The organism is Pseudomonas sp. Irchel s3a18, assembly GCF_900187535.1.
GTDB lineage: Bacteria > Pseudomonadota > Gammaproteobacteria > Pseudomonadales > Pseudomonadaceae > Aquipseudomonas.
The window spans coordinates 12,296-33,129 of record NZ_FYDV01000014.1 but is presented as its reverse complement, the minus strand read 5'-3'; the positions used below and the strand labels follow the sequence as shown (position 1 = coordinate 33,129).

At 59.8% G+C, this 20,834-nt stretch carries 17 protein-coding genes; all 17 read left to right on the top strand.

Features of this window, described 5'->3' with window-relative positions; translation table 11 throughout:
* Positions 1-109 precede the first annotated feature (109 nt).
* The 17 genes from pyrH (at position 110) to CKW29_RS18425 (ending at position 20,834) form a co-directional block, all read left to right on the top strand.
* The gene (gene pyrH, locus CKW29_RS18505; RefSeq protein WP_019692086.1) at positions 110-853 is read left to right on the top strand and encodes a UMP kinase; all 744 of its coding nucleotides are present in this window, start codon (positions 110-112) and stop codon (positions 851-853) included.
* Positions 850-1,407: a ribosome recycling factor gene (frr, locus tag CKW29_RS18500; protein WP_095146535.1), complete on the top strand. Its 558-nt coding sequence runs from the start codon at positions 850-852 to the stop codon at positions 1,405-1,407. The genes pyrH and frr overlap by 4 nt, the downstream gene beginning before the upstream one ends.
* A gap of 13 nt (positions 1,408-1,420) precedes the next feature.
* Positions 1,421-2,176 carry a polyprenyl diphosphate synthase gene (uppS, locus tag CKW29_RS18495; protein ID WP_095077478.1) on the top strand — a complete coding sequence of 252 codons (756 nt, stop codon included), beginning with the start codon at positions 1,421-1,423 and terminating at the stop codon, positions 2,174-2,176.
* A complete protein-coding gene (locus tag CKW29_RS18490) occupies positions 2,176-2,982 on the top strand; it encodes a phosphatidate cytidylyltransferase (protein ID WP_095146536.1) in 807 nt (268 codons plus the stop codon). The genes uppS and CKW29_RS18490 overlap by 1 nt, the downstream gene beginning before the upstream one ends.
* On the top strand, positions 2,979-4,169 hold the full coding sequence (gene ispC, locus CKW29_RS18485) for a 1-deoxy-D-xylulose-5-phosphate reductoisomerase (protein ID WP_095148934.1): 1,191 nt from the start codon (positions 2,979-2,981) through the stop codon (positions 4,167-4,169). The genes CKW29_RS18490 and ispC overlap by 4 nt, the downstream gene beginning before the upstream one ends.
* A gap of 54 nt (positions 4,170-4,223) precedes the next feature.
* A complete protein-coding gene (gene rseP / locus CKW29_RS18480; protein WP_095146537.1) occupies positions 4,224-5,576 on the top strand; it encodes a sigma E protease regulator RseP in 1,353 nt (450 codons plus the stop codon).
* A gap of 74 nt (positions 5,577-5,650) precedes the next feature.
* Positions 5,651-8,038 carry an outer membrane protein assembly factor BamA gene (gene bamA, locus CKW29_RS18475; protein WP_095146538.1) on the top strand — a complete coding sequence of 796 codons (2,388 nt, stop codon included), beginning with the start codon at positions 5,651-5,653 and terminating at the stop codon, positions 8,036-8,038.
* A 45-nt stretch (positions 8,039-8,083) separates the two neighbouring features.
* Complete coding sequence (locus CKW29_RS18470; RefSeq protein ID WP_095146539.1) at positions 8,084-8,587, top strand: OmpH family outer membrane protein; 504 nt, start codon at positions 8,084-8,086, stop codon at positions 8,585-8,587.
* Between the two features lie 3 nt (positions 8,588-8,590).
* Positions 8,591-9,646 (top strand): UDP-3-O-(3-hydroxymyristoyl)glucosamine N-acyltransferase, encoded by a 1,056-nt coding sequence (lpxD, locus tag CKW29_RS18465; protein ID WP_095146540.1) that lies wholly within the window; start codon positions 8,591-8,593, stop codon positions 9,644-9,646.
* A 108-nt stretch (positions 9,647-9,754) separates the two neighbouring features.
* The gene (gene fabZ / locus CKW29_RS18460; protein ID WP_095146541.1) at positions 9,755-10,195 is read left to right on the top strand and encodes a 3-hydroxyacyl-ACP dehydratase FabZ; all 441 of its coding nucleotides are present in this window, start codon (positions 9,755-9,757) and stop codon (positions 10,193-10,195) included.
* Complete coding sequence (gene lpxA / locus CKW29_RS18455) at positions 10,192-10,968, top strand: acyl-ACP--UDP-N-acetylglucosamine O-acyltransferase (protein WP_095146542.1); 777 nt, start codon at positions 10,192-10,194, stop codon at positions 10,966-10,968. Before fabZ ends, lpxA begins: the two co-directional genes overlap by 4 nt.
* A 2-nt stretch (positions 10,969-10,970) precedes the next feature.
* Entirely contained in the window at positions 10,971-12,101 is a 1,131-nt protein-coding gene (gene lpxB, locus CKW29_RS18450; RefSeq protein WP_095146543.1) for a lipid-A-disaccharide synthase, read from the top strand.
* 11 nt (positions 12,102-12,112) lie between these two features.
* Positions 12,113-12,739, top strand: a complete 627-nt coding sequence (gene rnhB, locus CKW29_RS18445) for a ribonuclease HII (protein ID WP_095146544.1) — start codon at positions 12,113-12,115, stop codon at positions 12,737-12,739.
* A gap of 121 nt (positions 12,740-12,860) precedes the next feature.
* Positions 12,861-16,382 carry a DNA polymerase III subunit alpha gene (dnaE, locus tag CKW29_RS18440; protein WP_095146545.1) on the top strand — a complete coding sequence of 1,174 codons (3,522 nt, stop codon included), beginning with the start codon at positions 12,861-12,863 and terminating at the stop codon, positions 16,380-16,382.
* A 140-nt stretch (positions 16,383-16,522) separates the two neighbouring features.
* Positions 16,523-17,470, top strand: a complete 948-nt coding sequence (locus tag CKW29_RS18435; protein WP_095148919.1) for an acetyl-CoA carboxylase carboxyltransferase subunit alpha — start codon at positions 16,523-16,525, stop codon at positions 17,468-17,470.
* A gap of 129 nt (positions 17,471-17,599) precedes the next feature.
* Positions 17,600-18,928, top strand: a complete 1,329-nt coding sequence (gene tilS / locus CKW29_RS18430) for a tRNA lysidine(34) synthetase TilS (protein ID WP_095146547.1) — start codon at positions 17,600-17,602, stop codon at positions 18,926-18,928.
* A gap of 274 nt (positions 18,929-19,202) precedes the next feature.
* Positions 19,203-20,834, top strand: a complete 1,632-nt coding sequence (locus CKW29_RS18425; RefSeq protein WP_095146548.1) for a CTP synthase — start codon at positions 19,203-19,205, stop codon at positions 20,832-20,834.

The window sequence follows — 20,834 nt, the reverse complement described above, 5'->3', positions numbered from 1 at the left end:
TTACAAAGCCGTGTTCTGATGGCGCTGTGATAGCGTCAAGCTAGAGTGAACGCAGGCTGCAAACAGCCCGCAAAGAATTTTTTAAAATACGCCGCAGGAGAGATTCGCAATGGCTCAGCAGGGCAGTGGTTATCAGGCTCGCTATAAACGCATTCTACTCAAGCTTAGCGGCGAGGCCCTGATGGGCTCCGAAGAGTTCGGGATTGATCCCAAGGTGCTGGACCGCATGGCGCTGGAAGTCGGCCAGTTGGTCGGTATCGGCGTTCAGGTTGGTCTGGTCATTGGCGGTGGCAACCTGTTCCGCGGCGCGGCACTGAGTGCGGCCGGCATGGATCGGGTCACCGGCGACCACATGGGCATGCTGGCCACTGTGATGAATGCCCTGGCCATGCGCGATGCGCTGGAGCGTGCCAATATCTCGGCCATCGTGATGTCGGCTATTTCCATGGTGGGCGTAACCGATCACTATGATCGCCGCAAAGCCATGCGCCACCTGAACGCCAAGGAAGTGGTGATCTTCGCTGCCGGTACTGGCAACCCGTTCTTCACGACCGACTCGGCAGCGTGCCTGCGAGCGATCGAGATCGATGCCGACGTGGTACTGAAAGCGACCAAGGTTGACGGTGTGTACACTGCAGACCCATTCAAGGACCCGCATGCCGAGAAGTTCGATCATCTGACCTACGATGAAGTGCTGGATCGCAAGCTGGGTGTGATGGATCTGACGGCAATTTGCCTGTGCCGCGACCACAAGATGCCGCTGCGCGTATTTAACATGAACAAGCCCGGCGCCCTGCTGAACATCGTACATGGCGGCGCTGAAGGGACTCTGATCGAGGAAGGCGAACAATGATCAACGAAATCAAGAAAGACGCTCAAGAGCGCATGAGCAAATCCATGGATTCCCTGGCTAAAGCATTCAGCCAGATCCGTACCGGCAAGGCGCACCCGAGCATTCTGGGCAGCGTGATGGTGCCTTACTACGGCGCCGATACCCCGATTAGCCAAGTGGCTAACGTGACCGTGAAGGACTCTCGCACCCTGCAAGTCGTCGCTTTCGAGCGCAACATGCTGGCGGCCGTCGACAAGGCGATCCAGAGCGCCGGTCTGAACCTGAATCCGACCAACCTGGGTGAGCTGCTGCTGATCTCCATGCCAGCGCTGACTGAAGAAACCCGTAAGGGCTTCACCAAGCAGGCGCGTGAAGCGGCGGAAGATGCTCGTGTGGCGGTGCGTAATATCCGTCGTGACGCGCTGAGCCAGCTCAAGGATCTGGTCAAAGAGAAAGAAATCAGCGAAGACGAAGAGCGTCGTGCTGCTGACGATGTCCAGAAGTTGACCGACAAGTTCGTTGCTGAAATCGAAGTCGCCGTGAAGCAAAAAGAAGCGGATTTGATGGCCGTATAAGGGTCGCGCTTTCATGGAAAAGACCAAGCAGCCTGTGCTGTCCACGGTGCCGCGCCACGTCGCGATCATCATGGATGGCAATAATCGCTGGGCAAAAAAACGTTTCTTGCCCGGCGTTGCCGGGCACAAGGCGGGTGTCGATGCGGTGCGCGCCGTTATCGAGGTGTGCGCTGAGTCGGGTGTCGAGGTTCTGACGTTGTTCGCGTTCTCCAGTGAAAACTGGCAGCGCCCGGCCGATGAAGTCAGTGCCTTGATGGATCTGTTTTTCAAGGCGTTGCGTCGCGAGGCCAAGCGCCTCAACGATAACAACATCGCCTTGCGTATCATCGGTGATCGTTCGCGCTTTCATCCAGAGCTTCAGGCTGCCATGCGCGAGGCCGAGGCGATGACGGCCGGTGCCAATCGCTTTGTCCTGCAGATCGCGGCCAACTACGGTGGGCAGTGGGATATCGCCCAGGCCGCACAGCGCCTGGCGCGGGAAGTCCAGGCCGGTCACTTGCGTCCCGAGGACATCACGCCCGAGTTGCTGCAGACCTGCCTGTCCACGGGGGATCTGCCGTTGCCGGACTTGTGCATTCGTACCGGCGGCGAGCATCGCATCAGCAACTTCCTGTTGTGGCAGCTGGCCTACGCCGAGTTGTATTTCTCCGACCTGTTCTGGCCGGACTTCAAACACGAAGCCATGCGCAATGCGCTGGTCGATTTCGCCTCTCGTCAGCGTCGCTTCGGTAAAACGAGCGAGCAGGTCGAAGCTGGAGCCCGGGTTTAATGCTTAAACAACGAATCATCACGGCACTGATCCTGCTGCCCATCGCCTTGTGCGGCTTTTTTCTGCTCGAAGGCTCCGGCTTTGCGCTGTTCATCGGCCTGGTCGTGACCCTCGGTGCCTGGGAGTGGGCGCGCCTGGCAGGTTTCACCGAGCAACCGATCCGTGTGGCCTATGCGGCAGTGGTGGCGGCGATCCTGTTTGTCATGCACCTGGTGCCGGGCCTGGCGCCGTGGGTGCTGGGGGCAGCCGTGCTGTGGTGGGCGGTGGCGACCTTCCTGGTGCTGACCTATCCCAGAACCAGCGAGCATTGGGCCAGTGCGGCCTGCAAGCTGGTGATCGGCCTGTTGATCCTGTTGCCAGCCTGGCAGGGCCTGATCCTGATCAAGCAGCAGCCGTTGGGTAACTGGCTGATCATGGCGGTCATGGTGCTGGTCTGGGGCGCTGACATTGGTGCTTACTTCTCCGGTCGGGCTTTTGGCAAGCGCAAGCTTGCACCGCAGGTCAGTCCCGGCAAGAGCTGGGAGGGCGTGTACGGTGGCTTGCTGCTGAGTCTGGTCATCACCCTGGTCGTAGGGCTGGTGCGCGATTGGACGCTCGGTGAGATGCTCAAGGGGTTGATCGGTGCTGCTGTCATCGTCTTCATTTCGGTGGTGGGTGATTTGACCGAGAGCATGTTCAAGCGCCAGTCGGGGATCAAGGACAGCAGTAACCTGCTGCCTGGCCATGGCGGGATTTTGGATCGTATCGACAGCCTGACGGCGGCGATTCCCGTGTTTGCAGTGTTGCTGTGGATGGCGGCACCGTGAGCCGTCCACAACAGATTACCGTCCTGGGGGCGACCGGCTCCATCGGCCTGAGCACCCTGGATGTGATTGCCCGTCATCCGGAGCGCTATCAGGTTTTCGCCCTGAGCGGCTTCTCGCGGCTGAATGAGTTGCTGGCGTTGTGCATCCGTCATGTGCCGCGCTTTGCCGTTGTTCCCGAGCCTCTGGCGGCTCGAAGTCTTCAGGAGGCGCTGAAGGCTGCCGGCCTGTCGACGTGCGTGCTGGTGGGGGAGGAGGGGTTGTGCCAGGTGGCCTCCGACGCCGAAGTCGATGCGGTGATGGCGGCCATTGTCGGAGCGGCGGGCCTGCGTCCGACGCTAGCGGCGGTCGAGGCGGGCAAGAAGATCCTGCTGGCCAACAAGGAGGCGCTGGTGATGTCCGGCGCCCTGTTCATGCAGGCCGTGCACAAGAGTGGGTCAGTGCTGCTGCCCATCGATAGCGAGCACAACGCGATCTTTCAGTGCATGCCCGCCGATTTTTCCCGCGGGCTCGGCGCTGTCGGCGTTCGGCGGATATTGCTGACCGCTTCTGGCGGCCCGTTCCGGCAAACCTCCATGGCAGAGTTGGCGCATGTGACGCCTGACCAGGCCTGCGCTCATCCCAACTGGTCGATGGGGCGCAAGATTTCGGTCGATTCGGCCAGCATGATGAACAAGGGCCTGGAGCTGATCGAGGCTTGCTGGTTGTTCGATGCCCGGCCGTCGCAGGTCGAAGTGGTGATCCACCCGCAAAGCGTGATTCATTCGCTGGTCGACTACGTTGACGGTTCGGTGCTGGCGCAATTGGGCAATCCGGATATGCGCACGCCCATCGCCAATGCACTGGCGTGGCCTGAGCGGATCGACTCCGGTGTCGCACCGCTTGACCTGTTTGCCATTGCGCGCCTGGATTTCCAGGCGCCCGACGAGGCGCGTTTCCCGTGCTTGCGTCTGGCGCGTCAGGCCGCGGAGGCGGGAAACAGCGCCCCGGCCATGCTCAATGCCGCCAATGAAGTGGCGGTTGCAGCCTTTCTGGACGGGCGTGTCCGTTACCTTGAGATCGCGAGTATCATTGAAGAGGTGTTGAACCTTGAGCCTGTTGTGCCGGTCGATGACCTTGATGCGGTGTTCACGGCGGACGCCAAGGCTCGGCTGCTGGCCGAGCGTTGGATGAGTCGTCACGGGCGATAAGTGTTGCCGCGCGTTTGCTCGCGGCGGCGCTGAATAGGATTGCGGAGAAAGTAGATGAGCGCGCTCTATATGATTGTTGGCACCCTGGTGGCCTTGGGCGTGCTGGTCACCTTTCACGAATTTGGCCATTTCTGGGTCGCGCGTCGCTGTGGCGTCAAGGTGCTGCGTTTCTCCGTGGGCTTCGGCATGCCGCTGCTGCGCTGGCATGATCGGCGTGGCACCGAGTTCGTGATCGCAGCCATCCCCTTGGGTGGCTACGTGAAAATGCTCGATGAGCGTGAAGGCGAAGTACCAGCGGATCAGCTTGATCAATCCTTCAATCGCAAATCGGTCCGTCAGCGCATTGCAATCGTTGCGGCGGGCCCTATCGCTAACTTCCTGTTGGCCTTCGTGTTCTTCTGGGGCCTGGCGATGCTGGGCAGCGAGCAGGTGCGTCCGGTCATTGGTGGTGTCGAGGCCGGTAGTATTGCCGCGAAGGCGGGCTTGAGTCCGGGGCAGGAAATCACGGCTGTCGACGGCGAGGCGACGACAGGGTGGGGGGAAGTCAATTTGCAGTTGATCCGGCGCCTGGGTGAAAGCGGGACCGTTCATCTGTTGGTGCGTGAGCAGGGCTCCAGTGCCGACTCTCCTCGTGAGCTGGTGCTTGATCAATGGCTCAAGGGTACCGATGAGCCAGATCCTATTCGTTCGCTCGGTATTCGTCCGTGGCGTCCGGCCTTGCCGCCGGTGTTGGCTGAGCTCGACCCCAAAGGGCCGGCGCAAGCCGCCGGCTTGAAGACCGGTGACCGCCTGCTGGCGCTGGATGGCCAGGCGTTGAACGACTGGCAACAAGTGGTGGACCAGGTTCGTGTACGTCCTGATACCAAAATTGTGCTGCGTGTCGAGCGTGACGGTGCTCAAATCGACGTCCCTGTCACCTTGGCTGCGCGTGGTGATACGAAAGCGGCCAGCGGTTACCTGGGCGCCGGCGTGAAAGCTGTCGAATGGCCACCAGAGATGGTTCGTGAAGTCAGCTTTGGTCCTGTCGCGGCCATTGGCGAAGGTGCGCGACGCACCTGGACCATGAGTGTGCTGACCCTCGATTCGCTCAAGAAAATGTTGTTCGGTGAGCTCTCGGTAAAAAACTTGAGTGGACCGATAACCATTGCTAAAGTGGCGGGCGCTTCTGCCCAGTCGGGTGTTGCTGATTTCCTGAATTTCCTTGCTTATCTGAGTATTAGCCTGGGGGTTCTGAATTTGTTGCCCATTCCTGTACTGGATGGGGGGCATTTGTTGTTTTATCTGATCGAGTGGGCGCGTGGTCGTCCCTTGTCGGATCGGGTGCAAGGTTGGGGGATACAGATCGGTATCAGTTTGGTGATCGGGGTGATGTTGCTTGCTCTGGTCAACGATCTGGGTCGACTGTAACGCTTCGCTGAATTGCGAATCTGCCGCATTTTGCGGCAGTTTGTTTATTGCCAGTTGGAATAAGAAAGGACTTCATGAAACGTCTGCTGCTAACTGCGGTTTTCACCGTATTGATGATCGCCGAAGTTCACGCCGAGTCCTTCACTATCTCCGATATTCGCGTCAATGGCCTCCAGCGGGTATCCGCGGGTAGCGTCTTTGGTGCCTTGCCGTTGAACGTCGGTGACCAGGCGGACGATCGTCGCTTGGTGGAGTCTACTCGTGCGCTGTTCAAAACCGGTTTCTTTCAGGATATCCAGCTGGGTCGTGATGGCAATGTCCTGGTCATCACGGTAGTCGAGCGCCCGTCGGTTGCCAGTATCGAGATCGAAGGCAACAAGGCGATCTCCACTGAAGACTTGATGAAAGGCCTCAAGCAGTCCGGTCTGGCTGAAGGCGAGATCTTCCAGCGTGCGACCCTTGAAGGGGTGCGTAACGAACTGCAGCGTCAGTACGTAGCCCAGGGCCGCTACTCGGCGACCGTCGATACCGAAGTCGTTCCTCAGCCGCGCAACCGCGTTGGCCTCAAGGTCAATATCAACGAAGGCACCGTTGCCGCGATCCAGCACATCAACGTGGTGGGTAACACGGTATTTGCCGATGAAGACCTGATCGACCTGTTCGAACTCAAGACCACCAACTGGTTGTCGTTCTTCAAGAACGACGACAAGTACGCGCGTGAAAAACTGTCCGGTGACCTGGAGCGTCTGCGTTCCTACTACCTGGACCGTGGCTATATCAACATGGATATCGCCTCGACCCAGGTGTCCATCACCCCGGATAAAAAGCACGTCTACATCACCGTCAACGTCAACGAAGGCCAGAAGTACAACGTTCGTGACGTGAAGCTCAGTGGTGACCTGAAAGTCCCTGAAGACCAGGTCAAGGCGCTGTTGCTGGTGCAAAAAGGCCAGGTGTTCTCGCGCAAGCTGATGACCACCACCTCCGACCTGATCACCCGCCGCCTGGGTAACGAGGGCTATACCTTCGCCAACGTCAACGGCGTGCCTCAGCCCCATGACGACGATCACACGGTTGATATCACCTTTGTGGTCGATCCGGGCAAGCGCGCTTACGTGAACCGCATCAACTTCCGTGGCAACACCAAGTCGGAAGACGAAGTGCTGCGTCGTGAAATGCGTCAGATGGAAGGTGGCTGGGCTTCGACCTACCTGATCGACCAGTCCAAGGTCCGCCTGGAACGTTTGGGCTTCTTCAAGGAAGTCAACGTCGAGACGCCGGCCGTGCCGGGTGTCGATGACCAGGTTGACGTGAACTACAGCGTTGAAGAGCAGGCCTCCGGCTCCATTACCGCCAGCGTCGGTTTTGCCCAGAGCGCCGGTCTGATCCTGGGTGGCTCGATCACGCAGAACAACTTCCTGGGTACGGGTAACAAGGTCAGCATCGGCTTGACCCGCAGTGAATACCAGAGCCGCTATAACTTCGGTTATGTGGACCCCTACTGGACGGCCGATGGCGTGAGCCTGGGCTACAACGCGTTCTATCGCACCACCGACTACGATGAGCTCGATACTGACGTTTCCAGCTATTCGGTTGACAGCCTGGGTGCCGGTGTCAGCGTCGGTTATCCGATCAGCGAGACGTCGCGCCTGACCTTTGGCCTGACCGCGCAGCAGGACGAGATCCAGACCGGTCAGTACACCGTCGACGAGATCTTCGACTTCGTGAACCGTGAAGGCGACAAGTACCTGAACTTCAAGGCGTCGGCCGGCTGGTCCGAATCGACACTGAACAAAGGTGTATTGGCAACCCGTGGACACTCTCAGAGCGTGACCGTGGAAGCGACCACCCCGGGTAGCGACCTGTCGTTCTTCAAGCTCGATTACCGTGGCCAGTTGTTCCAGCCGCTGACCGACACCTACACCATGCGTTTCCATACCCAACTGGGTTACGGTGACGGTTACGGTTCGACCGATGGCTTGCCATTCTACGAAAACTACTATGCTGGTGGCTTCAACTCGGTTCGTGGCTTCAAGGACAGCAGCCTGGGTCCTCGCAGTACGCCGAGTCGTGGCGCAGGTAGTACGGGTAACGTAGGCACCGTGGAAGACCCGGATCAGGATCCATTGCCGTTTGGTGGTAACGTCCTGATCCAGGGGGGGGCGGAGCTGTTGTTCCCGATGCCATTCGTCAAGGACCAGCGTTCGTTGCGTACATCCCTGTTCTGGGATGTGGGTAACGTATTCGACTCCAAGTGCGAGCAGACCACCAACACCAATGGCTCGAAGTCCAACACGCAGTGCAACGACGTCAGCCTGAGCAACCTGGCCAGTTCCGTGGGGGTTGGCGTGACCTGGGTTACCGCATTGGGTCCTTTGAGCTTTGCTCTGGCCATGCCGGTGAAGAAGCCTGACGACGCTGATACTCAAGTGTTCCAATTCTCCCTCGGTCAGACGTTCTAAGAGTCTGACCCAAGATAACGACAATGGATTTTGTAGGAGTGCATCGTGCGTAAGTTGACTCAATTGGTTCTCCTGGCAACTGTCCTGGTAGCAACCCCGGCATTTGCCGAGATGAAAATCGCGGTACTGAACTACCAGATGGCCCTGCTGGAGTCTGACGCGGCGAAGAAATACGCCGTGGATGCCGAGAAGAAGTTCGGCCCGCAGCTGTCCAAGCTCAAGAGCCTGGAAAGCAGTGCCAAAGGCATCCAGGATCGTCTGGTGAGCGGTGGCGACAAGATGGCCCAGGGCGAGCGTGAGCGTCTTGAGTTGGAGTTCAAGCAAAAGGCCCGTGACTTCCAGTTCCAGTCCAAGGAACTGAACGAAGCCAAAGCCGTTGCCGACCGTGAAATGCTGAAGCAGCTCAAGCCGAAACTGGACAGCGCTGTGGAAGAAGTCATCAAGAAAGGTGCTTTTGACCTGGTCTTCGAGCGTGGCGCAGTGATTGATGTCAAGCCTCAGTACGACATCACGCGCCAGGTTATCGAGCGCATGAATCAGCTGAAGTAATCCATGACAGTGACTAAAAAGCTCGGCCAGTTGGCCGAGTTCCTCGGCGCCACCCTTCGTGGCGACCCGGAAAAAGACATTACTGGGCTGGCCACTTTGCAAGAGGCTGGCCCAGCTCAGTTGAGCTTTCTGGCAAACCCCCAATACCGTAAATACCTGGCCGACAGCCAGGCCGCAGCCGTGTTGCTGAAGGCCGCTGATGCCGAAGGGTTTGCCGGGGATGCGCTGGTCGTGCCTGACCCCTATGCCGCCTATGCGCGGGTTTCCCACCTGTTTGATCCCAAGCCCAAGTCGGCAGCCGGTATTCACCCGACAGCGGTGATTGCGGCGGATGCGGTGGTTGATCCGGCCGCGAGTATTGGCCCTTTTGTCGTGATCGAGAGTGCGGCGCGAATTGCTGCCGGGGTGACCCTCGGTGCGCATTGCTTCGTGGGCGCTCGCAGCGAGATCGGTGAAGGTGGCTGGCTGGCTCCGCGGGTGACGCTGTACCACGACGTGCGCATCGGCAAGCGCGTGGTCATACAGTCCGGTGCGGTGCTGGGCGGCGAAGGTTTCGGTTTTGCCAACGAGAAAGGCATCTGGCAGAAAATTGCCCAGGTCGGTGGTGTATCGATCGGCGACGACGTGGAGATTGGCGTAAATACCGCTATCGACCGCGGCGCGTTGGCTGACACCATCATCGGCAACGGTGTGAAGCTGGATAACCAGATTCAGATCGCCCACAACGTACAGGTCGGTGATCACACCGCCATGGCGGCGTGCGTGGGGATTTCCGGCAGCACCAAGATCGGCAAGCATTGCATGCTGGCTGGCGGTGTTGGCCTGGTTGGGCATATCGATATCTGCGACAACGTATTCCTGACCGGCATGACCATGGTCACCCATTCGATCACCGAACCGGGTGCCTATTCGTCCGGTACCGCCATGCAACCGGCTGCCGAGTGGCGCAAAAGCGCGGCACGCATCCGTCAGCTCGATGATATCGCGCGACGCCTGCGACAGCTGGAAAAGCACGTAGGGGAAGTGACCCCTGGCGGCAATGCTTCATCAGATGGCTGATACCATTTCCACATCAAGTGTGCACAGCCGTTAGACTGCCTCCTTGATTTGCTAGAGGAGTGTGCGTCCGTCGCGCGCTCCCAATCTTTACATAGGCTTCCCCCCGAAATGATGGACATCAACGAGATTCGCGAATACCTGCCTCACCGTTACCCGTTCCTGCTGGTGGACCGGGTAGTGGACCTGGATGTTGAGGGCAAGTGCATTCGTGCCTACAAGAATGTCAGCATCAACGAACCCTTCTTCAATGGTCACTTCCCTGCGCATCCAATCATGCCGGGCGTACTGATCATCGAGGCGATGGCTCAGGCTGCCGGAATCCTTGGTTTCAAAATGCTCGACGTGAAGCCGGCCGATGGCACGCTTTACTACTTTGTCGGCTCTGACAAATTGCGCTTCCGCCAGCCGGTGCTGCCGGGCGACCAGTTGATTCTTGAAGCCAAGTTCCTGAGCTGCAAGCGCCAGATCTGGAAGTTCGAATGCCAGGCTTCGGTCGATGGCAAGCCGGTCTGCTCGGCTGAAATCATCTGTGCGGAACGCAAACTATGAGTTTGATTGACCCTCGCGCAATCATCGATCCGACGGCCATTCTGGCTGACGGCGTCGAGGTCGGCCCTTGGTCGATCATCGGCGCAGGTGTGGAAATCGGCGAGGGAACAGTGATCGGCCCGCACGTGGTGCTCAAGGGGCCGACCCGGATCGGCAAGCATAACCGTATCTACCAGTTCTCCTCGGTAGGTGAGGACACGCCTGATCTGAAGTACAAAGGTGAGGAAACTCGCCTGGTGATCGGTGATCACAATGTCATCCGTGAAGGGGTGACCATTCACCGGGGTACCATTCAGGATCGTTCAGAAACCACCCTGGGTGACCACAACCTGATCATGGCCTATGCCCACATCGGCCATGACAGCGTTATCGGTAATCACTGCATTCTGGTGAACAACACGGCGTTGGCCGGCCACGTGCACGTGGATGACTGGGCGATCCTGTCCGGTTTCACCCTGGTTCATCAGTACTGCCACATTGGCGCCCACAGCTTTTCCGGCATGGGTACCGCCATTGGCAAGGACGTTCCGGCCTATGTCACGGTGTTCGGTAACCCGGCGGAAGCGCGCAGCATGAATTTCGAGGGCATGCGCCGTCGTGGATTCAGTGAGGAGGCGATCCATGCCCTGCGTCGTGCCTACAAGGTGGTGTACCGCCAGGGGCTGACCGTCGAGCAGGCGCTGGCCGAACTGGCCGAGCCTTCGGCGCAGTTTCCTGAAGTCGCCGTGTTCCGCGACTCGATCCAGTCGTCGACTCGCGGCATTACTCGCTGATCATGGCCAATCTGCGGATTGCGCTGGTGGCGGGTGAAGCCTCCGGCGATATTCTGGGCGCCGGATTGATGCGCGCACTCAAGGCTCAGCATCCGGTGGTCGAGTTCATCGGGGTCGGTGGCCCGCTGATGGAGGCCGAAGGCCTGGTGTCCTACTTTCCCATGGAGCGCTTGTCGGTCATGGGGTTGGTGGAGGTTCTGGGGCGGTTGCGTGAACTCCTGGCCCGGCGCAAAAAGCTGATCAAGACGCTGGTCGCCGAAAAGCCCGATGTGTTCATTGGCATCGATGCGCCGGACTTCACCCTCAATATCGAACTGAAATTGCGTCAGGCCGGGATCAAGACGGTGCACTACGTCAGCCCTTCGGTCTGGGCCTGGCGTCAGAAGCGTGTGCTGAAGATCCGCGAAGGCTGCGATCTGATGCTGACGCTGCTGCCGTTCGAAGCCCGATTCTATGAAGAGAAGGGCGTGCCGGTGCGGTTTGTCGGCCATACCCTGGCCGATGCGATCCCGCTGGAGGCTGACCGCTCGGCGGCACGCGCCGAACTGGGCCTGCCGGACGGCCCGCTGGTTGCCCTGATGCCGGGGAGCCGTGGCGGTGAGGTCGGGCGCCTGGGGGGCTTGTTCCTCGATGCCGCCGAGCGTTTGCGCGCCATGCGCCCCGGTGTTCGGTTTGTCATACCCTGTGCCAGTCCTCAGCGCCGTGTGCAGCTCGAAGAACTGCTGGCCGGTCGCGATTTACCGGTGACCCTGCTCGACGGGCGTTCTCACCAGGCGCTGGCGGCCTGTAATGCGGTATTGATTGCATCGGGTACTGCGACGCTGGAGGCGCTGTTGTTCAAGCGGCCGATGGTGGTGGCCTACCGCCTGGCGCCGCTGACCTACTGGATTCTCAAGCGCATGGTCAAAAGCCCTTATATCTCGCTGCCCAACTTGCTGGCCCAGCGTCTGCTGGTGCCCGAGTTGCTGCAGGACGACGCAACGCCCGAGGCGCTGGCGTTGACCCTGTCGCCGCTGATCGATGGTGGGGAAGAGCAAACCACCGGGTTTGACCAGATCCACCGGACCTTGCGCCGCGATGCCTCCAACCAGGCGGCCGAAGCTGTACTCACGCTGATCGGCAGCCCGCAATGAGTAATGTGAAGATGCAAATGGGGCTGGACTTTACCCTGGTCGCAGACGCCGAGGACCTGGTCGCTGGCGTGGACGAGGTTGGCCGTGGCCCGTTGTGTGGCGCGGTGGTGACGGCGGCGGTGATCCTGGATCCGAACCGGCCGATTCTCGGGCTCAATGACTCCAAGAAACTCACCGAAGCGCGTCGCGAGAAGCTCTACGACGAAATCCGTGAAAAGGCCCTGAGCTGGTGCATTGCCCGCGCCGAGGTCGAGGAAATCGACGAACTGAACATTCTGCATGCCACCATGCTGGCCATGCAGCGTGCGGTCGAAGGGCTGCATGTCACGCCGAAACTGGCGATGATCGACGGCAACCGCTGCCCGAAGCTGGCGATGCCGGCCGAGGCCGTGGTCAAGGGCGATAGCAAGGTGCCGGCGATCGCGGCGGCCTCGATCCTGGCGAAAGTCAGCCGTGATCGGGAAATGGCGGCATTTGAATTGATTTACCCGGGGTACGGCATCGGTGGCCATAAGGGCTATCCGACTCCCGTTCATCTGGAAGCCTTGGCCCGCCTGGGACCGACGCCGATTCACCGGCGCTCGTTCGCCCCCGTGAGGCTGGCGTACGAGGCGCGCGAGGGTTTGCTCGAGACCTAGGGTCTGTTGACGTTGGCTTCGTCACCCAACGTCAACAGACCCTAGTCGCAAGGCTGATGTTTTTGCCAAGGCCCGGTACAATCCGGGCCTTGTTGTCTTTACGTTTCTGGACAGGATCACTATGCCGGCTTCATTCGTTCACCTGCGCCTGCACACTGAATACTCCCTGGTCGACGGCCTGGTGCGGATCAAGCCGCTGGTCAAGACGCTGGTCGGCATGAACATGCCCGCCGTGGCCGTGACCGACCAGAACAACATGTGTTCCCTGGTCAAGTTCTACAAAAACACCATGGGTGCCGGGATCAAGCCGATCTGCGGTGCCGACTTGTGGCTGTCGAACAAGGACCCCGATAACCCGCTCAGCCGGATCAGCTTTCTGGTGATGAATGCCGCTGGCTATCGCAACCTCACCGAGCTGATTTCCCGCGGCTTTATCGATGGTCAGCGCAATGGCCAGATCATCATCGAGCGCGAGTGGGTGGCCGAGGCCAACGAAGGCTTGATCATGCTGACGGCGGCGAAGGAGGGCGAGATTGGTATCGCGCTGCTCAGTGGCAACCCGGAAGAAGCCGAAACCCTGGCCCGCGAGTGGATGGCGGTGTTCCCGGATCGTTTCTATCTGGAGATCCAGCGCACCAACCGGCCAAACGACGAAGAACAACTGCACGCCGCTGTAGCCCTGGCCGATAAGATCGGCGCGCCGCTGGTCGCCACCAACGACGTGCGCTTCATCAAGCAGGAAGACTTCGCCGCCCACGAAACCCGCGTGTGCATCGGCGAGGGCCGTGCCCTTGACGATCCGCGGCGCTCGAAGAACTACAGCGACCAGCAATACCTCAAGAGCGCCGAGGAGATGGCCGAGCTGTTCAGCGACCTGCCCGAGGCGCTGGAAAATACGGTCGAGATCGCCAAGCGCTGCAACATCGAAGTGAAGCTGGGGACACACTTCCTGCCCAACTTCCCGATTCCCGATGGCATGACCATCGACGAGTATTTCCGCAAGGTGTCCTTCGATGGCCTGGAAGAACGCTTGTCCGTTCTGCTGCCCAAGGACACCACCGAAGACTACGAGGCCAAGCGCCAGGTCTACGTGGATCGGCTGAATTTCGAGCTGGATATCATCATCCAGATGGGGTTCCCCGGTTACTTCCTGATCGTGATGGACTTTATCCAGTGGGCCAAGAGCAACGGCGTCCCGGTGGGCCCCGGCCGTGGGTCGGGTGCCGGATCGCTGGTGGCCTATGTGCAGAAGATCACCGACCTCGACCCGCTGGAATATGACCTACTGTTCGAACGTTTCCTTAACCCGGAACGGGTCTCCATGCCCGACTTCGACGTTGACTTCTGCATGGACGGCCGCGACCGCGTTATCGACTACGTGGCCGAGAAGTATGGTCGCAACGCGGTCAGCCAGATCATCACCTTCGGTTCCATGGCCGCCAAGGCGGTGGTCCGTGACGTGGCGCGGGTGCAGGGCAAGTCCTACGGCCTGGCGGATCGCCTGTCGAAGATGATCCCCTTCGAAGTCGGCATGACTCTGGAAAAAGCCTACGAGCAGGAAGAAATCCTGCGTGACTTCATCAAGGTCGATGAAGAGGCCGCGGAAATCTGGGAAATGGCCCGCAAGCTTGAAGGCGTTGTGCGTAACGTCGGCAAGCACGCCGGTGGCGTGGTGATCGCGCCGACCAAGCTGACCGACTTCTCGCCGATCTATTGCGACGAAGAGGGCGGAGGCCTGGTGACCCAGTTCGACAAGGATGACGTCGAGGCTGCCGGCCTGGTGAAGTTCGACTTCCTCGGTCTGCGGACCCTGACCATCATCGACTGGGCGCTGAAAACCATTAACCGTGACCGCGCCAAGGTCAACGAGCCGCCGCTGGATATCGCGTTCATCCCGCTGGACGACAAGCCGACCTACAGCCTGCTGCAAAAGGCCGAGACCACGGCGGTGTTCCAGCTTGAGTCGCGCGGCATGAAAGAGCTGATCAAAAAGCTCAAGCCCGACTGCCTGGAAGACTTGATCGCACTGGTGGCGTTGTTCCGTCCCGGCCCGTTGCAGTCGGGCATGGTTGATGACTTCATCAACCGTAAGCACGGTCGCGCGGAACTGGCGTACCCACACTCGGACTACCAGTACGAAGGCCTCAAGCCTGTATTGGCGCCGACCTACGGCATCATCCTGTATCAGGAACAGGTGATGCAGATTGCCCAGGTCATGGCCGGCTACACCCTCGGTGGCGCGGACATGCTGCGACGGGCCATGGGCAAGAAAAAGCCTGAGGAAATGGCCAAGCAGCGCGGCGGTTTCATCGAAGGTTGTGCATCCAACAATATCGATGCCGACCTTGCGGGTAACATTTTCGACCTGGTGGAGAAATTCGCCGGTTACGGCTTCAACAAATCTCACTCCGCGGCCTACGGGCTGGTGTCTTACCAGACCGCCTGGCTGAAGGCTCACTACCCGGCACCGTTCATGGCGGCGGTACTGTCGGCGGATATGCACAACACCGACAAGGTCGTGACCTTGATCGAAGAAGTGCGGACCATGAAGTTGCGCCTCGATGCGCCGGACGTGAACACGTCGGAGTTCAAGTTCACGGTGAACGACGAAGGCCGCATTATCTACGGTCTGGGCGCGATCAAGGGGGTTGGCGAAGGGCCGGTGGAGGCGATTACCGAAGCGCGTCAGAACGGGCCATTCGAGGACCTGTTCGATTTCTGCGCCCGGGTCGACCTCAAGCGCATCAACAAGCGTACCCTCGATGGCTTGATCCGCAGCGGCGCGCTGGATCGCCTGGGGCCGTACTTCCATGATGAGCCGAAAGCCTACCAGGCCAACATCGACCGCAATCGCGCGGTCTTGCTGACGGCCATGGAGGAAGCGATCAAGGCGGCCGAACAGACCGCGCGGACCCACGACAGTGGCCATGCCGACCTGTTTGGCGGTCTGTTCGTGGAAGAAGACGCCGATGTCTACGCCAATCACCGCAAGGCCAAGGAGCTGACGCTCAAGGAACGCCTCAAAGGCGAGAAAGATACCCTGGGCCTGTACCTGACCGGACACCCGATCGACGAGTATGAGGGCGAGATTCGCCGTTTTGCCCGTCAACGCATCATCGACCTGAAGCCGGCCCGCGATACCCAGACCGTCGCCGGCATGATCATCGCCCTGCGCGTGATGAAAAACAAAAAGGGCGACAAGATGGGCTTCATCACCCTCGACGACCGTTCCGGCAGGATCGAAGCGTCCTTGTTTGCCGATGCCTTCCACTCGGCGCAGTCGTTGTTGCAGACCGATGCGATGGTGGTGGTCGAAGGCGAAGTCAGCAATGACGACTTCTCCGGAGGCCTGCGGTTGCGCGTCAAGCGGGTGATGAGCATGGAAGATGCACGCACTAACCTGGCCGAAAGCCTGCGCCTGAAGGTCCAGACCCAGGACCTCAAGGGCGATCAGTTGCGCTGGCTGGGTGAGTTGTTCAAGCGCCATCGCGGCGCGTGCCCGATCACCCTGGAGTACACCCGTCCCGACGCCAAGGCCTTGCTGCAGTTTGGCGAAGGCTGGCGAATCGATCCGGCAGACAGCTTGATTCAAGCGCTGCGTGACCAGTTCGGGCGAGACAACGTCTTCCTCCAATACCGTTGACGGTCAGGGGCCATTGAAGCGCCCTGACCCTGACCCGAATTTTTAATCTCGACCTGAACGCGCCTGTCCCTTAAGGTAGGGCGCGAATAGACAATCGGCCGACCCAAGCACACTTGGACGTCGACCCAAGACGGACGCCTATGAACCCGAATTTTCTAGATTTCGAACAGCCGATCGCCGACCTGCAAGCCAAGATCGAAGAGTTGCGCTTGGTCGGTAATGACAATTCGCTGAATATCGGCGATGAGATCTCCCGCCTGCAGGACAAGAGCAGCACGCTGACCGAGGACATCTTCGGCAAGCTGACCAGCTGGCAGATCGCACGTCTGGCGCGTCATCCGCGTCGTCCGTACACCCTGGACTACATCGAACACATCTTCACCGAGTTCGACGAGTTGCACGGTGACCGTCACTTCTCCGATGACGCCGCGATTGTCGGGGGCGTTGCCCGCCTGGATGACCAGCCAGTGATGGTCATCGGTCACCAGAAAGGCCGCGAAGTGCGCGAGAAGGTGCGTCGCAACTTCGGCATGCCCCGTCCGGAAGGCTACCGCAAGGCCTGCCGCCTGATGGAAATGGCCGAGCGTTTCAAAATGCCGATCCTGACCTTCATCGACACGCCGGGTGCCTACCCGGGTATCGACGCTGAAGAGCGTAACCAGAGCGAGGCCATTGCCTGGAACCTGCGTGTCATGGCGCGCCTGAAAACCCCAATCATCGCCACCGTGATCGGTGAAGGTGGTTCTGGTGGTGCATTGGCGATCGGCGTTTGCGATCAGTTGAACATGCTGCAGTATTCGACCTACGCGGTGATCTCGCCGGAAGGCTGTGCTTCGATCCTGTGGAAAACCGCGGAAAAGGCACCGGATGCTGCCGAAGCCATGGGTATTACCGCAGAGCGCCTCAAAGGCCTGGGTATCGTCGACAAAGTGATCGGTGAGCCGTTGGGTGGTGCGCACCGTGATCCGGCCGCCGCTGCCGCCTCGATCCGTGCCGAACTGAGCTCGCAACTGAAGATGCTGAAGAAGTTCGATAACGACGCGCTGCTGGCCCGCCGTTATGAGCGTCTGATGAGCTACGGTCTCTGATCTGATCTCGCTTTGATGTGGGAGCGGGCTTGCTCGCGAAAGCGGTATAACAATCAACTGATGTGTTGACTGTTGAGCCGCCTTCGCGAGCAAGCCGCTCCCACATTTGATTTGTGCAAAGTGATCGATATGAGTCAGCCCATGATTGATCTTTCTGCCAAGCTCCTGCTGAACTTGACGCCCTGGCGCACCGCGCCAACCTGGCGTATCGCCTTCTCCGGCGGCCTCGACTCCACCGTCCTGCTGCACCTTCTGGTGCAACTCGCAAAAAAACAGACGTTGCCCGCGCTCAAGGCCATCCATGTCCATCACGGCCTTCAGGCTGCGGCCGATGTGTGGCCGGCACATTGTCAGGCAGTGTGTGATGCGTTGGGCGTGCCGTTGACGGTCGCTCGCGTTCAGGTGCCGATGGGGGCGAGTCGCGAGCGGGCGGCCCGTGAGGCGCGCTATGGCGCCTTCGTCGAGGCGACTCAAGCCGGTGATGTGTTGCTGACCGCCCAGCACCGCGACGATCAAGCCGAAACCCTGCTGTTTCGCCTGTTGCGCGGGGCAGGGGTGCGAGGGCTTGCGGCGATGCCAGTGCAACGCCCGTTGGGGCACGGGCATCTGGTGCGGCCATTGCTGGAGGTCTCCCGGGCTGACCTTGAGGCCTACGCCGCCGAGCATCGGTTGAGCTGGGTTGAGGACCCTTCGAACGCCGACCAGCAGTTCTCCCGCAATTTCCTGCGGCAACAGATCATCCCGGCGCTCACTCAACGTTGGCCCCAGGCTGTTGCGACCATGGCGCGTAGCGCCGCACACTTGAGTGAGGCACAAGGATTGCTCGATGAGCTGGCCCGGATGGACTTGGCGCAGGCTGCCACCGTCAGTGAGTTCGATTGGCTGGGCGTGCCTTCTCTGGAGATGGACGCGTTGGAAAAACTGTCCGCTGCCCGCCAGCGCAATGCGCTCAGTCATTGGCTGAGCCCGTTATCGCGCTTGCCCGACAGTGACCATTGGTCGGGTTGGACCGACGTGCGTGAGGCCGCCATGGATGCTCGGCCGGTCTGGCGCCTGGCCGACGGTGAACTGCATCGGGCCAATGGACGCATCTGGTGGTTGTCCCGTGACTGGCTGGCGCTCGCGCCGCTTGGTCTGTGCTGGGCTGATCCGTCGATGCCACTGTTGCTGCCTGACAACGGCCAACTCACCATTCGCGGAACCGCGCCCCAAGGCCCGCTCAGCGTGCGCTACCGGCAGGGCGGGGAGGTCATGGCATTACCCGGTCGCGGGCATCGCGATCTCAAGCGACTGCTCAATGAAAGTCGTTTGCCGTTGTTTGCCCGTGGCAGATTGCCGCTGCTGTACTGCGATGAGCAATTGATCGCGGTGGCAAACCTGCCCGGGCTGGACGGTAGCGCTGGCGGGAGCTACGTTTTGCAATGGCAGCCAGCAATCAACGATCAAGGTTTGAGCTGAAAGGGGCTTTCCGGTAGACTACGCTCCCTTCTTGATACAACTTCTGTGGATTCGACTGAATTGCAGGAGTTGCCGATTACCAAGCAGTCTTTGCTGGGCGATTCCAAAAAATGTGTAGCGAGCAACGTACCGGTGTTTCATCTTCCGGTCTGTCCCAACGCGGCGGTTTTTTTGAAAGATGCACTGTAATTAATGCAGGTGATCGGGGGCTTCGGCCTTCCTTCGCTTTCCCCGGCGGCTCGGACCGCTTTAACGCAGACTTCTAGGGTTTTTCATGACGCGCTACATATTCGTCACGGGCGGTGTTGTTTCTTCTTTGGGGAAAGGCATTGCATCGGCTTCATTGGCGGCCATCCTGGAGGCGCGGGGACTTAAGGTCACCATGCTCAAGCTGGACCCGTACATCAACGTTGACCCGGGCACCATGAGCCCGTTCCAGCACGGTGAAGTGTTCGTCACCCACGACGGCGCCGAGACCGACCTGGACCTGGGCCACTACGAGCGGTTCATCCGCACGACCATGACCCAGAACAACAACTTCACCACGGGGCGTGTCTACGAGCACGTGCTGCGCAAAGAGCGCCGTGGTGACTACCTGGGTGCAACCATCCAGGTGATTCCGCACATCACCGACGAAATCAAGCGCCGCATCATCAAGGGTGCTGGCGATGCCGACGTGGCGATGGTCGAGATCGGTGGCACCGTAGGTGACATCGAGTCCCAACCGTTCCTCGAAGCCATCCGTCAATTGCGTTTCGAAGTCGGCGCCAAGCGCGCGATGCTGATGCACCTGACGCTGGTGCCGTATATCGCCACTGCCGGCGAAACCAAAACCAAGCCTACCCAGCACTCGGTCAAGGAACTGCGTTCCATCGGCCTGCAGCCTGACGTACTGGTATGCCGTTCCGACCACCCGATCGACCTGTCTTCGCGTCGCAAGATCGCGCAGTTCACCAACGTTGAAGAGCGTGCGGTCATCGGGCTGGAAGACGCCGATACCATCTACAAGATCCCGGGCATCCTGCACGCCCAGGGCCTGGATGATTTCGTCGTGGAGCGCTTCGGCCTGCAATGCGACAGCGCCGATCTGTCCGAGTGGGAAGCCGTGGTTGATGCCAAGCTGAACCCGGAGCACGAAGTCACCATCGCGATGGTCGGCAAGTACATGGAACTGCTCGATGCCTACAAGTCGCTGATCGAAGCGATGAGTCACGCCGGCATCAGCAACCGCACCAAGGTCAACCTGCGCTACATCGATTCGGAAGACATCGAGAACCAGGGCACCGCGCTGCTCGAAGGCGTGGACGCGATCCTGGTGCCTGGCGGCTTCGGTCTGCGTGGCGTGGAAGGCAAGATCACCGCCGTTCAATACGCTCGCGAAAACAAGATTCCATACCTGGGTATCTGCCTGGGCATGCAAGTGGCCGTGATCGAGTTCGCTCGTAACGTGATGGGCTGGAAAGACGCCAACTCCACCGAATTCGATCGCACCAGTGGTCACCCGGTCGTGGGCCTGATCACCGAGTGGGAAGATGCCACCGGCGCCGTTGAAACCCGTACCGAGTCGTCCGACCTGGGCGGCACCATGCGCCTGGGTGCCCAGGACTGCCTGCTGGAAGCCGGCTCCCTGGTTCATGATTGCTATGGCAAGGACGTGATCGTCGAGCGTCATCGCCATCGTTATGAAGTGAACAACAACCTGCTGCCACAAATCATGGAGGCCGGTCTGAAAATCTCCGGTCGTTCCGGTGATGGCGCGCTGGTCGAAGTGGTCGAAGCCCCGAACCACCCATGGTTCGTGGCTTGCCAGTTCCACCCGGAGTTCACCTCGACTCCGCGTGACGGTCACCCGCTGTTCAGTGGTTTTGTCAAAGCAGCTTTGGCTCAACACCAGAAGAAGGCTTGA